Below are 16,015 nucleotides of genomic sequence, written 5' to 3'. Positions count from 1 at the left end.
AGTGTGCGAGTAGCACAGCCAGTAACATGCCCTTATAGGGCTGAGCAAACCACCCGTTTTACGGGTGGTGATGATTATTTTATTGGAGTGATATTTTATGACTAGCTATATGGTTTTACATATAACAGATAATTATAAAGCATATAAAATTTCTAAGCGTATTTATGAAATGAATAAATCAACATTGAAATTAGCTAATCAAAATTTACTTCAGGTTATGTTAATTTATGACACATACAATCGTAAGCCATCTAAACTTATAAAAGTTGAATTTGATAGAATTACAGTAGATTCAAATTCATTTATAATTTATAGCGAAAGTTCGTTTGAGTTTGAAAATAATACAGTTAATTATATATTTTCAGATGCTAACGAATTAGCCCTATTAAATAAACTCCCTTTACCAAGAGCACCAGTTATCCCTAATCAACATGAAAAAGTTTCTTTATATGAATTTATTGATAAAAAATATCCCTTTTTTCATAATCCTTGTGTTTATCTAACTGAACAATATATAAATATCAAGAATAATATATACAGTAAAAATAAAAAGCTTGTATTAGCCACCTATGCTAATACAGCTAAATCAGATACACAGAATTAACTTTTATTATATTTCTTCATCAATATTGCACGATTAATTATTGAAGAACCATACTTTTGACGTATATCATTAATAGCGGTTTCTATTTTATCTATTTTGTCTACACTGTTTCTTTCACGTTCCTCTTCTAACATATTAAATATTGATATCTGTTCACTATCATTATCCTTGGCAAACCCACTAAGGCTTATTCCTAGCAACCTTACTGGCCGTTGCTTATTCCAATTTTTTTGAAGCATCTTAATTCCAGCGGAATAAATTTCCTTTACAAGATAAGTTGCAGGTATAGTTATTTGTCGGGTAATGGATTGAAAGTTAGAATATTTAATGCTAATTTGTACTGTACGTCCCTTTTTATCATGCCTGCGGGCAGTCATCCCAACTTCATCAGAAAGCTTCATCAAAACAATTTTTGCACTCTCTATATCTGAGATGTCATGAGGCAATGTGACTGATTTTCCAATTGATTTTATGTCATCTTGTAAATGAGGTTTTATCTGTGAAATATCGATTCCATTAGCAAGTTGGTGAATTTCACCTCCTATTTTACCAAGTTCTTTTATAATATAACTTCTGTCAAAAAGTGCAAGCTCACCTATAGTTTTAATTTTCATTTTTTCAAGCTTTTGTGTGTTCTGTTTTCCTACTCCATACATAAATCGGATTGGTAGTGGTCATAACTTATGTTCAATATCTTTTTTCCACAGCTCCGTAATGTGTTTTGATAGAAAAATGATACTAATTCGTGTTGAAATATTTTATCATATAAAGGGCTTTTTTTAATTAACGAAGTCCAACGTTGTGTAATTATGTAAAACAATAACTATTTGTACAAATTTTCAATTCTAGAAAACATTTTAGCTTCGGTTAAAGAGTGATACCCACCCAAATTAAATTATGCACTCCCACCCAGGTATAATATTACATGTTTGTAATTATCATACATCATGAAAAACCACTACCTCCAGTACCTTTATTAGCATATTTTACTGTTTTATTTAGGCCATATATTCACCATGAATGATTTCTTGTAACCTTATGATTGCATGGCTGAAATTGACTCTTGCAAAGCGGATTTACAATCAGCCTGATTTGGATGGTTTGCTCGCAGTTGTGATAATACAGTATCGATTGAACTATCAATCTGAGTCCATTTTTCGTGATTTTGTGGTTGAAGATTAGCTTGTGCATTATCCCACGCAGTTTCCAAATCATGTACACGAATTTTTGCTCCAGTTAAATCACCTTTGTTGACAAGAGCCAAGGTGTCCTGCTCAATTTTTATAAAACTTGATAAATCACCAAGTGATGCTGTTTTGGATATATTGGAAGTTGAACTTTCTGTCGGTTTCTGTGCCGATGTTGCTTCTGAATTCTGTGTTTTAACTGGTGATGTGCTGTTTATTTTTGTGAGCACTGCAAGCGAATTGTCAATTACCGACTTACATTTTTCATTATCGTTGGTTGTGCGTATCGCCGTTAATACTTGATCAAATGTGACATCAATTGTTGTCCACTGGCTTTGATTTTGCGGACGAAGTATGCCTTCCTGCGAATCCCAATCATGTTCAAGAGTATCTGCCTTATTTCTGGCGTCTTTAAAATCGTTTGCCAAAACATAACCCCTCATGTCAGTTTCTGTGCTGATAAACCCTGCAAGTTCTCCTGATAAGTTGTTTTTATCTTTAATAATTTTGTTGTGACTGCTGGCATATGTGCCAATGAATATTCCTGCAATGACAAATACACATACTATTACGCAAACCTGAGCAACTAATCCCTTTTGCATTGCATGATTTTCGATTACTGGAGTCTTCTCGTTTTCAATCTTATCCCTTTTTGTCAATGATAAAAACAAGACTACGGCTAAAATTGCAGACAGGAAAATGATGCTTGTTAATGTTGCACCAAGCCCAAGTCCTCCTAAGCTTTTGGGCTGAGACATAAAGTCACCAAGTGATGCACCAAGCGGGCGTGTTAAAACATAAGCAATCCAAAACGTAAGTATAGAATCGAATTTAAAATATTTAGCAGATATAAAAACGCAAGTAATGATTGCAAGTACTATCAGCCCAGTTAGAGTGTACCCAAGCGCCAGTTCTTCAGCGACATAATCCCCAACGGCAGTACCAAGTGCAAATGTAAAGAGTATGGCAAGCCAGTAAAAAACTTCTCTCTTTAATGTAAAAATAGAGTGGATTGAAAGTGTTTTTTCGCTAATAAACCATAGTACAAATGTTGCAGCTAAAAGAATTGTGAACATGATTATGCTTGCTGTAAGCTTCACATTCATATTTTCAACCATATTATCGGTAATTAATGTGCCGAAAACACTGATCAAAACAACAGTCAGCCAATAAACACCGGGAATATATTTCTTTGTTTTTAATTGAATAAACAAAACAACAGCGAAAGCCACACCCATTATAACTGAGGTTAATGTTAGTCCCAAGCCAAGATTGATGTTTAAGAAATCAGCAAATGTCTCACCAACAGTTGTACATAAAATTTTAATTATCCAAAAGAATATAGTAACTTCAGGCACTTTGCTAAGTAAAATCTTCGTTTTATTTTTGTTTGTTAATTCCATTATAATTCATCCTTCCTTTTTATTGTTGTTTCTTATTTTGCATTAAATATATTTATTTTTCTCCCAACAACCTCCCAACTGACATGGTTATACCATACCTGGATATCTTTAGAACAATTGCTAGCACTTGAGAAAGCCCAACATTTTACAGGCTTCGCAGTTCTTCTACCACCGGTCGTCTGGATAAAGATTTCACAAAATAGATAGCAATAATCGAAGTTATAACTGCCGTTCCGGCCAATAAAACAAGATAAAGCCATGGAACTGCCAGAAATTCCGGAGGAGGATCGAATACCCCTGTAAGTACTTTTACCAGTATCTGCACAACACCGATTCCGAGTAGAGCACCTGAAATACTTCCTCCAAGGAATATTATAATTCCTTCGCTCCAAATAAATGCACCTATATAGCTATCCTTTCCGCCAATAGTCTTTAATACCGCAAAATTTCTCTTTCGTTCAGCCAGTCCCAAAGCCAGCACTAATCCAATAGATTCTGCAAGCAGCACTACTGCAAAAATCAATTCTATGGAAGTTAATCCTTTGAGATTTACAGCTGCAAGACTGGAATTTATAAGCTGCTGTACCGAATTCAAATCCGATACTTGAATATTCATATTGCCAAGTGTATTTATTACTTCTGCCGCTACCTTCTCCGGATTCGCTGATGTACGCATCAAAACTACCTCTGATGCACTGCTGCCAGTCATTTCAGAAATATAACTCGCATTTGCCACAAGGAAAGAATCCTTTGGTGCGGTTGGAAACTCCCTAGTAACCCCCACGAAGTGAAAAGGAACTATGTGATATTTATGATCACTGGTATTTTGAAGCCTTAAATTTATTAAATCTCCCTGTTGAAGTTGAAAATCTTTTACCGTTTCTTCTGAAACCAGCACCCCATCATGATGTGCTACAAGAGTTTCGAGGGTTTTTTGTGCATCATTGTTTTCAAAATATGCATTAGATATTGTTGTTGCATCATTGATATGAGTAGGATCAATTCCGTATATGTCCTGAAGGTCATTGCCTACATATGCAAATCGGTGCTGCATCAACTGTATTCCTACCACACCTTGAAGAGTTTTCAATTGTTCAACTCTTTTATCACCTTTTTCAAAAGGCACTATTCCGGTAACTGTGACATCCGATCCGTTAGTAAGCTGAGCATCAACCTTTGACTGCATATTATAAGTAGTATTGAATATAGATGTTGAAACTGCAAAAGACACTGCTAGAGCCACTAATAAAATTCCTCTTGTTACAAAACTTCTCTCCCTTGAAAGAGACGCTGAAACCATGGGCGAAAGTTTTCCTGCCACTGGTTTAATAATTTTTGAAAGCACTTTTCTACCCTTTCCAAGAAAGCTGTTAAATATACGCAGAACAAGCAATACTCCTCCTAACCATAGACAAAATGGCGCTATGAAGGCTTCATAATTTACAGAAATTGCAGCAACTCCCTCCGGTGCCAATACAATCTGATAGCCTGTGCCGGCGGTTCTCCAGAATTCAAAGCCTGATAATGCAAGCAGTATCACATCCAGATATATTTTCTGCCATATAGGTTTAACATTTCTTTGGCTGTTTTTGTAGGCCGCAGTGGACTGACTTTTTAAGTCTTTGAGTACAGGATTTAAAACTGCTGTTACTGACAATATGAATACAGCCAGTGAGGAAATTATTGTCCATATCAAAATAGTACTTGCTGTTGTTGTCCCTTTAGGAATAATGAAGTTATTTATCATTATAGTAAGTACTATTCCAAGTAAACTTCCTCCAATTCCTGCTATAATTCCTTCAAGACTTTGGAGCTTTAATATCTCGGTTGAAGATGCCCCATGAATTTTTAAAAGATCCTGTTCTTTTTTCCTGTGTTCTCTTCCTGTAGCAGTAATAAATATTACAAGAAGAGCTGCCAGAACCGCTCCAGGTAATCCTAAAAACAGAAACAAAACCTTGGCATAAAGTGCATCTTCCCTTACCGCCGATAATTTTGCCCCTATGTTATTTCCAACTAAGCCGCTGCCTGAAATTCTAGCTTCAAGATTATTAGCCAAGCCTTGTACATATATATAGGCAGCATTAGGATCTGCCGGTAGGCTATGACTGATATTTACAAAGAACTGCATTCTTACTGAATCAGGTCTCACTGTAGCCTGATTATCAAAAATACTGTGCCACAGCTGCTGTGGAAGCAGCATTACATTATCAGGCGGTGCCTGAGGTGCTGCATTTGCAGGAAGGCCGATGCCCTGAAAAAGTGAATCGGCATTTGGAAGGTCTACTACTCCCTCCACTTTAACATCTACAGACGGAAGTCCTGTACGCATAATACTTACAGTATCTCCCGGTTTCACATGCAAATTGGCTGCGGTCTGCTGAGCTACTAGTATTCCTTTATTACTTCCTACAAGTTTCCGCATCTGACCGGGAAATTTATTTATAAATGCATCGCTGATTCCAAGCACCTTACCTGCTCCTGTTGTCTGTACAGAACCCTCTGTATTAGCTTTAAAGCCTTTCACATCTGCATATCCAACTTGCTCTAAGGCAGTATATTTTGTTGTATTCCCCACAGCCTCCTGTACCTTCTGAATATCTGCGCCAGGTACCAGATCTATCTGCCAGTCAGTAGGATTATCTCTTACAGCCCGTATACTCATAACAGCACCACTGTAGGCAATAAAGGAAGCTATTGTTGACAGCAGTGCCACCGTCATAGCTACACTTAAAATAACCGCAGCTGTTCTTCCTTTTCGTTGTACCAAAATAGCCTGTATCCATTTTATTATGCTCATGTTGCATTCACCTCCAGTGCACCATAATTGATTTGCCATCTTTTATCCATCCGACCAGCAATCTCCAAGTCATGTGTAGAAATTACAACTGCAGTATCAGTGTCATCAATATACTCAAAAAGAATATCAAGTAAGTGTTCAGAAGTGCAATGATCAAGCTGGCCTGTAGGCTCATCAGCAAGTATCACCATAGGCTTTGTTGAAAGAACTCTTGCTGCTGCAACTCTTTGAAGCTGGCCTCCGGATAACTCATTAGGTAATTTTTGCGAAATGTCCGAAAGCATCATCCTCTTTAATAAGTCTGATGCAGTATCAATTGCCTCTTGATATCTCTTGCCCATAAGCACAAGGGGTAAAGCAATGTTTTCAATTACATTCAAGGAAGACATAAGACTCCTGGTTTGTGAGATAAATCCAATCTGTGCAGGTCTGAGTACTTCTTTACTGCCTAAAAGAGGCCAGTCTATAGAACCTGCAGTAGGATCGTCCAATCCTGCCATAATATGAAGCAAAGTTGATTTTCCACTGCCTGAGGGGCCAATTATGGATATACGGTCTTTTGGACATATATCGCAGGTAGCGTGTTTCAAAGCTTCAATTGTTGTATCTCCTTGAAAATATGTTCTAGCTACATTTTCTAACCTAATAAAATAATCAATTGCCATAGATAATCCTCCCGTCACGTAAATTTATAACACGGCTCGCATGGGCTGCAACACTGCTACTGTGAGTTGCAATTACAGCAGCACCGCCCTTTTCACAATAGCTTTTTAACAGCTTAATTATTTGTTTTTCCGTATCAGCATCAACTTCACCGGTAGGCTCATCTGCCAACAGTATTTTGGGATTTGTTGACAAGGCTACTGCTAACGCTGCCCGTGCAGCCTCTCCCCCTGATATTTGGGCAGGATATGAATGTGCCCTGTGTGAAATTCCAACATTCTTTAATAGCTTCGCTATTCGGTTTTTATCAACTTTTCCACCTAACTGCATTCTCATTAGGATGTTATCATATACAGAAAGTCCATCAAACAAGGTTCCTGCTTGAAGCATAATACCTATTTCAGAGGCACGAATGGCTGCTCTGTAAGCCTCAGACTTTCTACTGAGCCTCTTACCTGAGACTTCAACATAACCTCCATCAGGCTCATCTATGCCTGAAAGGCATGCCAGAAGTGTTGACTTTCCGCTTCCTGAAGGTCCAATAACTGCAACTATTTCGCCGGCTTCAAGGTTGAGGCTTACTCCCTTTAAAGCTAGTGTTTCTTCATCTTCTATATGAAAAAACCTATAAAGATCAATTGCTTGTAACAAACTCATAATTACCTCCATTTAAAATTATTAGACATAAAGTTCCATTGATCCACATTATCAGCGCCTAAAGGTGCCCAAACTGTAACAACAGCCATCTTCCCATCCTTATAAAAGTAAAAATTCTGATTTTCCAATCGTATTTGCTTGTTAGTTACAGGATTGGGGTCTGAATTTGACTCGTAAGAAACCACAAAAACCTGCATTCCAGAAAGCTTTGCTTCTTTAACGCTTTTTACAGTTACTGCTCTTCCTGTTTTCTCTAAGTCAGTTACTTGATTTTTCTTTATACTGTCGAGAGTAATGGGGCCTGTAACATTTACAAGGTTTACCTTGACACCATCATATTTATTCGTAAAGCTTACATCAGTACCATTTTCTGTACTAGCCCATCCCTCTGGTACCTGTAATTCATAACCACCGGCTGTGGAAGTATATTTTACAAATACTTGTGAGTCTGGGATATCACCTGCTGGATTATTCTCCGCCGCCACTGGTTTTTCTACTGAAACGGAGTTTTGAGTACTTATAGGGTTTGCTTCCCCTTGTTTCTGTGTATTCTTCGCTGTACTAACCGTACTGCTTTTAACAGGCTCCTTTTTTGCTCCATTTCTTAGTGAACAAGCTGTAGCACCGGAAACAATAAAAATTACTATAATAATAGATAGATAAAATTTCTTTTTCATTTGATAACCTCCTTAATTTTTATTAGTTTTAAATTTTACTGGATTTATTATTGCATTTTAAGATTTAAGGCTTTAGATTTAATATCTCAATACCATTATGTATCTTAAAAATTATAAATCGATTAGAAAAATGTAATTTATTTTATTAATTTATTGGGCACCGCTAACCTCATAACATAATAAAACTGCAGTTGATTGTAAGTATTAATCTTCCTACCAATCAACTGCAGTTTTTATATCGTTCTCAGAAATCAATTTTAAAATTAACTACCTTATGCTTAATTTCAGCCTTTGGGAAGCAGCATTATCATTTTTGTGCCCTTTCCTGTTTCGCTTTCAGCAAAAATCTTTCCATCATGTACACTTACAATCCAATTCACAATGGAAAGCCCTAAACCACTTCCACCTGCATCCTTTGAGCGTGTTTTATCTACTCTGTAAAATCTGTCAAAAATCTTTTCTATTTCATCTTGCGGAATGCCTATACCTGTATCCCGAACTATTATCTTTATGTCTCTATCAATATTTTCCGCCAATATTTCTATTTTCCCATTCTCAGGTGTATATTTTATACTGTTGTCAACCAAAGAACGCAATGCCTGTTTAATCATTTTTCTGTCCGCATTGATAAATATTTTATCATCAATATCAAAACCCAGATCATGATATTGATCAACCAGTCTACTGTCATTTATTACTTCCTTGGCCAATCCCTTCAAATTAAACCTTTCCCTTTGGAGCCTGCTCTTTTCATCATCACCTCTGGCAAGAAACAATAGACTTTCTATTAATTCAATCATATTTGTTGTTTCGATTTTCATTGCTTGAATTGATTCATTAAGTATACCTTCATCATATTTTCCCCATCTGTCAATAAGATTTACATACCCCTGAATGACCCCAATTGGTGTCCTAAGTTCATGTGACGCATCAGACACAAACTGTTTCTGTTTATCAAAGGATATTTTTAACCTTTCAATCATTTCATTAAAAGTGATTGCCAGACGCCCCAGTTCATCATCCGCCACCTTAACCTCGATTCTTTCATTCAAATCCCTTACACTTATACTTTTTGCAGTATTTGTTATTTTATCTATGGGCTTTAGTATCCTCTTACTTGTTAGGTATACTACAAAAACCACTAATACTATCTCTATAAGATTAACTATTGTTAAAAATGTAAAAAGGAGATTCATAAATCCGTCCTCATTCGTCATATCCTTTGCAACCTGAATATAGGATTTTACGGAATTTCCGCTCATTATTTTGCTGTTCTTAACAACAATATGTTTTTCTCCTTTTTCAACGACCATAATAGTATTTATTTTTGAAGTCATACTAATCCATTTTGTGTTAAAATTATTGGAGGAGTTTACAATACTACCCTGAGAATTGGCAATCTTTATATTTATTTCTCTGTTTGACTGTGCTTCACTTAAAAGTTCAGGATCAGTAATATCAGTTTGCTCCTTTTCATTTCCGATAATGTTCTGTATGATAATATTAGTACTGCTTTCAACTTGATTTATTGACTGGTTGATAAGAAAATATCTGACTCCATATAAAATTGATGCACTGAGGAATATCCATAGTATGGAAAATATTGCAGAATAAATTATTGTGAGCTTCCATGATATTTTTCTGAATCTGTCAAAATTTAAGCTCATCCCTTCTCTTCCTCCATTATCATATAGCCCACCCCTCTTATAGTATGAATAAGTTTTGTCTCGAAGGATTCATCCACCTTACTTCTTAAATACTTAATATATACATCCACAACATTAATATCTCCTTCATAATCATATCCCCAAACATTTTCAATGATTCTATCTCTTGTAAGGACTATGCCATTATTTATTGCAAGGTATTCTAAAAGGTCATATTCACGTTTTGTTAGATCAATGGATTGATTCCCACGAGTGACCTTTCGTTTTAAAGTATCAACAATAAGGTCGTTTATTTTTAATTTCTTTGATTCTTTCTTGATGATATCACTCTTTCTGATCGCTGCCCTTATCCTTGCCAGAAATTCATCTATAACAAATGGTTTAGTAACGTAATCATTAGCTCCTAAATCAAGTCCCATTACCTTATCAATTGTTTCATCTCTAGAAGTCACCATTATTATTGGTACTGAAGAGAACTGACGTATTCGCTTGCAAACCTCCATCCCACTCATTCCCGGAAGATTTATATCCAGCAGCAGTAAATCAATTTCATTATTTTTTGCAGTTTCAATTCCCTCAATACCATTGTATGAAATTACTACTTCATATCCTTCATGTATCAGTTCAAGTTCAATATATCTGGCATATTGCTTTTCATCCTCTAAAACAAGTATTTTGCTTTTCTTCATTTCAACCTCCATCTTGCCCCTGCCGACAGCGATACAAATAATAACGAAAATTTAATATTTTTCACTCAAAATTTCTCCTGGTTTAAAATAATAAAGTACCCAATCTAATATATTGGTTTATATTTTTCTTTTATATTATCTCAATATATTATTAAAAACAAATTAGAAACTCGCCACAAAATTAAGGCTTATGCCAGAATTTTTGATTACATAAACTACTTAAGCATTAACGTTAGTTTATGTTAATGAAAATAAGTAATTTTGTAATAATTAATATTCAAATTAGTATAATCCTATATAGAATTAGCTACCACAAATCATTTACCATGAAATAACAAAAATGAATGTAAATATAATATTTAGTATGGTTCTTCATCAATTTTGGTAAACCCCTTATATAACAATCAAAATAAATCCGATTGCATATATAAGTTAATTTTCTAATTAGCATAAAAGTTTTTGGTTAATTAAGATCAAATTTTGCTATGCTATATATTTGTCTTTTAATCATCTTAGCCATATTTGTATATTCATTTAATACAGTCTTATTATATATAACGCATAAAAAATTAAGCATATTTAAAACTGTCCTTCAAAAGTCTATCTAAATAATGATATACTAAAATAAAATTATTATTACAGGAGTTGATAATATGCATAACGAAGATGCCTGTGAAAAAGAAGAAATAAAAATATTAAAAATCTATTAAGAACTACTAATAATAAGCGTATGCATATTAGATATCAAGTTATAATAACTACAAAGACTCCTGACGAGATTGGTTTTAGATATCGAAAAAACTGGCATTCCAATATAGCACGAAAATGGGTTAGGGATAATTTCAATGTTGAGTATAGTATTAGAGGTATGCTGCATACACAGGTTAAATCTTAGTTATACAAGACCAACGTATACACTGGCAAAAGCAGATCCTGAAAAGCAAGAAACCTTTAAGCAAGAATTTGAGGTTTTAAAAAAATCTGATTGATGGTAATATTGACCACATTCTTTTTGAAGATGAGTCAATGATTAGAGATTATCAAGCAATATGTAAAACATGGTTTCCTAAAGGTCAGTAAAGAATGATTCCAGTCTATGGAAAACATGAATGAGTAAAGCTTTTAGGAATTATCAACTATGAAACTGGGAAAGTTTATTGTGAAGAACATAGTAAATATAATGCTGAGATATTTTTAGAATTTCTTAAAAATGTACTTGAACAATATCCAGAAGGTAAAATAGTTATGATTCTTGATAATTCTAAAGTTCACTATGCAAGTTTGCTTGAACAATTTTTAGATCATAATAGTTATCGTATTACATTAATTTTTCTTCCTATATATAGTCCCCAAATGAATATCATAGAAGGTTTATGGAGCTGGATGAAAGACGAGGTTATTAATAATGATTTCTTTTCGAGTGTAAAAGAAATTAGGACTGCTGTTTAATGGTTCGTTAACTGGGTTAATCAAATTCCGGAAACTGTGATTAATAGATTGTGTTTACGTATGTAATTTATTTTGTGCGTTATATAGAGATATAGGGAAATATAGCTCTGGAGTATCATCTGTAATGATCTTAAATTCGTAGCCATTTTGCTTGTAATAATTTATTATTCTAGGAAGAGCTATACATGTATTTTTATGCATATAATCACAGTGCATAAGCAATATAATAGGGTTGGGTTTATCTTTCCCCCCTGTAGCTTCCCTAAAAAGCTTTTCTGGTGGAGTTTTTGCTTTTATCCCATCAGAAATAACTATATTCCAATCATATACCTTATAATTATATTCATGCAATTTTTTCAGCATACTTTTATTTAAATGTTTTCTACTACCTTGAGGAAATCTTATTATATTTGGCTTTATCCCAACAACACTACTTATCTCCTCTCGTGTATTATTCATCTCTTTTATAAAAGCATTCTGATTAGAATATATTTTCCTAATTTTATGGCTGCAAGTATGAAGTCCTATGCTATGTCCTTCGTCATATATTCTCTTTACAGTTGACTTATTTTCTTCAATCTGATTTCCTATTAAAAAAAATGTTGCCTTTACATTATTTGTTTTTAATATATCAAGAACTTCATCTGTGATTACACTGGGTCCATCGTCAAAAGTTAAATATATTACCTTTTCATCATAAGCCGTATTTGATGCCGCTCTGACATTTAACCTATCACTGTATTGAAAACCTATACAATCGGTTATCAAAAAAATACTTAAAAATATTAACCAAACTATAAAATAATATCTTTTAATCTTCAATTTATACACCTTCTAAATAATTAAACTTTTATATAAATATACATAAATTATTGTTAGCAAAAAACTTAATATAATGACTGGCAATATATTCTTAACATAATTTTGTACTAAACCTCTAATGATATATTCTATAGAAGTTTTTAGGGATACTGAATAATACATCATTATTCTATATTTTAGGAGGGATATATTGCTAAAATTAAAATGTATGTCAGTAAAAATAGGAATTTTTATAATTGTATTTTTACTTTTACCGATACATAAAAGCTCAGCTTTTCGATCTATAAGCCACATAAATAAAGATGAACTAGCTGTAGAAATTGAAAAAATATATAATTTTCGCTGCCTTGCTCTTACAACTGGCGATTATTCAACATTAAGCAATTACTATGATACTTCTAAGCCAAGTGGCAGATATGCATTAGATCATGAAATAAAAAGGGTCAAATATTTAAAAGACTGGTCTACTCGAAGGGATATGGAATTCAAAAAGATCGAATCTACTGTAAGAATCAAAAAAGTTATACCTTCTGGCAATGCATTAAAGCTAATTCTTGAGGAAAGCTATAAATTTGATTATGCATACAGAACACCTCCGGTTAATCCACTAAATTCATTTGGGGTAGGCATACGTCATACTGCAAGTTTAATTAAGAAAAATAATAAATGGCTTATACTGAGTGACTGGTATACCGATTGTTTTGAAGATTCATTGCAATCCTATACTTTTAACTTAAATAGTAATATTAATTCATTAAAAAACACCTTATTATGTATAAAAAATTTTATGTATACAACTAATCCTAATAAAAAAATCTACAATAGAGAGAAGGCCATAGCATATGCAGATAAATATTGTGGAGCAGCTTGGGGAAGTGGTAACAATTTTAAATATAATAAAAAATATGATGACTACAATGGTGTAGGGGGAGATTGTACTAACTTTGCCTCTCAGATACTAGGAGACAAAGAAGGCGGCTCAATGCGTATCAATGACGTATGGCACCCTGGTACTACAGCGTGGGCAAATGCAGATGGTCTAAAAAATTATTTATTATATAGTGGTAGAGGAACTATTATAAAAATTGGAACCTTTAATGAATTAACAACTTCCCAACCCGGTATGTCAAATGGAATAGTTAATAGTTTGCAGCTTGGAGATTTAATAGCTTATGAAAATGGAAGAGGAAATATAGATCATTTTGGAATAGTAACAGGATTTGATAGCCACAAATATCCTCTAGTTAACTCTCATACAACGGACAGATATCACGTTCCATGGGATTTAGGATGGGGAGATAAAGATATACGTTTTTTTCTTATACACATAAATGACTATTAATTTTAAATTCTTTCCTATTCTAAATTAATGGTATAATACTATACCCAAACAACTAGAGGTGAAAAATCGAAATGAATAAAGCCACTCATAAAAGCTGCCTGTTAATTTCACTTATTTTATCTATGATTTTGTGTACATCATCAAAATCCAGCATAGTTACCTTTGAGAATCATTTAAACAAAATAAATAATATTTTGGATTTTAAAAAAGTAGAGGTTATTTCCCATAGAGCGAAGTGCTTTATAGATCAGCCTGAAAATTCTATGGGTGGCATTAAGGATTCTGTGGAGTATAAAGTAAATTATGCTGAAATTGATGTTCAAGAAACAAAAGATGGAGTAGTAGTATTAATGCATGATAAAACCTTAAAGAGGCTAACAGGATTAAATAAAAAAGTTAGCCAATTAAGTTATAATGAAATTAAGGAATTAAACATAGGAGCATTAAATCTTCCTGGCTATATGGTTGAAAAAATTCCCACTCTAGAGCAAGTGGTAAAATATAGTAGAGGAAGGCTTAATTTAATTATACATATTAAGCCTTACGGTAACACTACTGATTTAACGAAAAAAGTTATTCATATTATTAAAAAAAATAATTTTATTAATCACTGTATCATCCAGTCTTCAAACTGTACTATTTTAACTAATATAAGAAAATTAGATCCTAATATTATTATAGGCTATATAGTAACCAATCCTTGTATGAGTTTGTATTCAATGAACGTAAATTTTTATAGTATAGAAGAAAATTTAGTAACAAAAACTTTAATTGAAAACATTCATAATTCTAATAAAAAAATATACATTTGGACAGTCAATGGCCAAACTTCTATGCATAAGCTAATTAATTTGGGTGTCGATGGCATAATAACCGACAATCCTAAACTATTACTAAATATAAGAGATTTTACTATACTTAAAAATAAATATCCTATAAATTACTGAAATGAAGTTCTTCTAGTGTAATATAAAATTTATATGGCCAATTGAAACAAAGATTAATATTATTTTTAAAAATAAGCATAATAAAAATATACTAGAATTTTATATCTTAAAGGAGATGTCTGAATGAAAAAAAGGCTTTTATTAATTATAACAACTTTGTTTATTATTATAAATTTAGTAGGTTGTGGAACCAGTACAGTTAAAAATAAAGTAGAAAATGCACCAAATCAAGCTAAAAATGATTTAATGAAACTTCCAAATGACCTACAAGCTGATATGGGCACAGGTAGTTTTTATATATCCACTTCATCTGGTACTTCTAAAAATGGAGCTACTCCTATTATATATACAAAAAAAGATACTCAAGTTGAACAGCTAGAATTAAACACCAGTGGTTTTAATGGAAAAAATCTGAGTTATATATTTGTAGATAGTGCTCTAAATACTAAACATCAACTATCAGATAGTAAATTAAATATAAATTTGAAAGGTAATGAGCTTACTGTGGGTAAACACAGAGTAGATATCGTTCAATTTAATAATAAAACAAATGATAAAGTTATTACACATAAAGTAGCATATTACGAGATTAAGACCAAATAATGTAAGAATAATTCATCTATAATTAAAGCTTTAGAATTTACCTGGTCTTTTATTATAAAAATTTTTATTTGAAGGATACCTTACATCTTGATTAAAATTATTTTCTATATATCGTATGCAATGTGAAGATTCTGGCATATTGTTAGGCAAGATTATTTCTTTCAAAATTTTTTTAGCTGGCCTCGAGTCAGCTTTTTTACAGGGAAAAACTTATATTTCTTACTATTTTTTATTGTAGAGAATTCTACGGAATATAAGTTTTATTGTTCTTAGAAGACTTCAAATTATTTAAGAATAGAATCTTAGTATAACTATTACTATTGATTATTTAGAAGAAATCACTTTCCTCTGTAAACATATAAACATAAGTATCGCATCCACCCCCCACTGCAACACTGTAATCCACCAAACATAAATGATGGAAAGCCTTAAAAGATATATAAAATATAATGTTAATGGTAACCTTATGATCCAACTAGTGATTAAGGATATTAAAAATGGACTT

Annotated in this window: 12 protein-coding genes and 3 pseudogenes; 6 read left to right on the top strand and 9 right to left on the bottom strand. The window is 33.1% G+C overall.

What is annotated here, in order from left to right:
* Nucleotides 1–97: 97 nt before the first annotated feature.
* Entirely contained in the window at nucleotides 98–604 is a 507-nt protein-coding gene (locus ACJDU8_RS23530) for a hypothetical protein (RefSeq protein WP_406794619.1), read from the top strand.
* Here the strand turns inward: ACJDU8_RS23530 and ACJDU8_RS23525 are convergent.
* The 8 genes and pseudogenes from ACJDU8_RS23525 to ACJDU8_RS23490 all read right to left on the bottom strand — a co-directional run.
* Nucleotides 601–1,320 (bottom strand): annotated as a pseudogene (locus ACJDU8_RS23525) (DinB/UmuC family translesion DNA polymerase); the annotation flags it as partial. The gene ACJDU8_RS23530 and the pseudogene ACJDU8_RS23525 sit on opposite strands and share 4 nt — an antisense overlap.
* 320 nt (nucleotides 1,321–1,640) lie before the next feature.
* Nucleotides 1,641–3,194 (bottom strand): COG4705 family protein, encoded by a 1,554-nt coding sequence (locus ACJDU8_RS23520; protein ID WP_406794618.1) that lies wholly within the window; start codon nucleotides 3,192–3,194, stop codon nucleotides 1,641–1,643.
* 145 nt (nucleotides 3,195–3,339) lie between these two features.
* On the bottom strand, nucleotides 3,340–5,994 hold the full coding sequence (locus tag ACJDU8_RS23515) for an ABC transporter permease (RefSeq protein ID WP_406794617.1): 2,655 nt from the start codon (nucleotides 5,992–5,994) through the stop codon (nucleotides 3,340–3,342).
* Nucleotides 5,991–6,659, bottom strand: coding sequence for an ABC transporter ATP-binding protein (locus tag ACJDU8_RS23510; RefSeq protein WP_406794616.1), 669 nt, complete (start codon nucleotides 6,657–6,659; stop codon nucleotides 5,991–5,993). The genes ACJDU8_RS23515 and ACJDU8_RS23510 overlap by 4 nt, the downstream gene beginning before the upstream one ends.
* The gene (locus ACJDU8_RS23505) at nucleotides 6,649–7,314 is read right to left on the bottom strand and encodes an ABC transporter ATP-binding protein (protein ID WP_406794615.1); all 666 of its coding nucleotides are present in this window, start codon (nucleotides 7,312–7,314) and stop codon (nucleotides 6,649–6,651) included. The genes ACJDU8_RS23510 and ACJDU8_RS23505 overlap by 11 nt, the downstream gene beginning before the upstream one ends.
* 2 nt (nucleotides 7,315–7,316) lie before the next feature.
* The gene (locus ACJDU8_RS23500; RefSeq protein ID WP_406794613.1) at nucleotides 7,317–7,991 is read right to left on the bottom strand and encodes a hypothetical protein; all 675 of its coding nucleotides are present in this window, start codon (nucleotides 7,989–7,991) and stop codon (nucleotides 7,317–7,319) included.
* Nucleotides 7,992–8,275: 284 nt separating this feature from the next.
* Entirely contained in the window at nucleotides 8,276–9,658 is a 1,383-nt protein-coding gene (locus ACJDU8_RS23495; RefSeq protein WP_406794612.1) for a sensor histidine kinase, read from the bottom strand.
* Nucleotides 9,655–10,347, bottom strand: a complete 693-nt coding sequence (locus tag ACJDU8_RS23490) for a response regulator transcription factor (protein ID WP_406794611.1) — start codon at nucleotides 10,345–10,347, stop codon at nucleotides 9,655–9,657. Before ACJDU8_RS23490 ends, ACJDU8_RS23495 begins: the two co-directional genes overlap by 4 nt.
* 875 nt (nucleotides 10,348–11,222) lie before the next feature.
* Here ACJDU8_RS23490 and ACJDU8_RS26040 point away from each other — a divergent pair.
* A pseudogene (locus ACJDU8_RS26040) lies at nucleotides 11,223–11,457 on the top strand (winged helix-turn-helix domain-containing protein); the annotation flags it as partial.
* A 15-nt stretch (nucleotides 11,458–11,472) separates the two neighbouring features.
* A pseudogene (locus tag ACJDU8_RS23480) lies at nucleotides 11,473–11,796 on the top strand (IS630 family transposase); the annotation flags it as partial.
* A gap of 54 nt (nucleotides 11,797–11,850) precedes the next feature.
* On the opposite strand, the gene ACJDU8_RS23475 reads toward ACJDU8_RS23480, so the two are convergent.
* The gene (locus ACJDU8_RS23475; protein ID WP_406794609.1) at nucleotides 11,851–12,618 is read right to left on the bottom strand and encodes a polysaccharide deacetylase family protein; all 768 of its coding nucleotides are present in this window, start codon (nucleotides 12,616–12,618) and stop codon (nucleotides 11,851–11,853) included.
* Nucleotides 12,619–12,808: 190 nt separating this feature from the next.
* Here ACJDU8_RS23475 and ACJDU8_RS23470 point away from each other — a divergent pair, with 190 nt between their 5' ends.
* From ACJDU8_RS23470 to ACJDU8_RS23460, 3 genes are all read left to right on the top strand, one after another.
* Nucleotides 12,809–13,960 carry an amidase domain-containing protein gene (locus tag ACJDU8_RS23470; RefSeq protein ID WP_406794608.1) on the top strand — a complete coding sequence of 384 codons (1,152 nt, stop codon included), beginning with the start codon at nucleotides 12,809–12,811 and terminating at the stop codon, nucleotides 13,958–13,960.
* A 71-nt stretch (nucleotides 13,961–14,031) separates the two neighbouring features.
* Nucleotides 14,032–14,907 carry a glycerophosphodiester phosphodiesterase family protein gene (locus tag ACJDU8_RS23465; protein WP_406794607.1) on the top strand — a complete coding sequence of 292 codons (876 nt, stop codon included), beginning with the start codon at nucleotides 14,032–14,034 and terminating at the stop codon, nucleotides 14,905–14,907.
* 123 nt (nucleotides 14,908–15,030) lie between these two features.
* Entirely contained in the window at nucleotides 15,031–15,510 is a 480-nt protein-coding gene (locus tag ACJDU8_RS23460; RefSeq protein WP_406794606.1) for a hypothetical protein, read from the top strand.
* Nucleotides 15,511–16,015: the final 505 nt, after the last annotated feature.

The sequence above is a fragment of the Candidatus Clostridium eludens genome (assembly GCF_045310515.1).
Classification (GTDB): Bacteria; Bacillota; Clostridia; order Clostridiales; family Clostridiaceae; genus Clostridium_B; species Clostridium_B eludens.
This window is presented reverse-complemented; position numbering and strand designations above follow the sequence as displayed.

Coding starts and splice junctions, on each gene's coding strand:
- ACJDU8_RS23530 (WP_406794619.1), top strand. CDS start 98: ATGACTAGCTATATGGTTTTACATATAACAGATAATTATAAAGCATAT.
- ACJDU8_RS23520 (WP_406794618.1), bottom strand. CDS start 3,194: ATGGAATTAACAAACAAAAATAAAACGAAGATTTTACTTAGCAAAGTG.
- ACJDU8_RS23515 (WP_406794617.1), bottom strand. CDS start 5,994: ATGAGCATAATAAAATGGATACAGGCTATTTTGGTACAACGAAAAGGA.
- ACJDU8_RS23510 (WP_406794616.1), bottom strand. CDS start 6,659: ATGGCAATTGATTATTTTATTAGGTTAGAAAATGTAGCTAGAACATAT.
- ACJDU8_RS23505 (WP_406794615.1), bottom strand. CDS start 7,314: ATGAGTTTGTTACAAGCAATTGATCTTTATAGGTTTTTTCATATAGAA.
- ACJDU8_RS23500 (WP_406794613.1), bottom strand. CDS start 7,991: ATGAAAAAGAAATTTTATCTATCTATTATTATAGTAATTTTTATTGTT.
- ACJDU8_RS23495 (WP_406794612.1), bottom strand. CDS start 9,658: ATGAGCTTAAATTTTGACAGATTCAGAAAAATATCATGGAAGCTCACA.
- ACJDU8_RS23490 (WP_406794611.1), bottom strand. CDS start 10,347: ATGAAGAAAAGCAAAATACTTGTTTTAGAGGATGAAAAGCAATATGCC.
- ACJDU8_RS23465 (WP_406794607.1), top strand. CDS start 14,032: ATGAATAAAGCCACTCATAAAAGCTGCCTGTTAATTTCACTTATTTTA.
- ACJDU8_RS23460 (WP_406794606.1), top strand. CDS start 15,031: ATGAAAAAAAGGCTTTTATTAATTATAACAACTTTGTTTATTATTATA.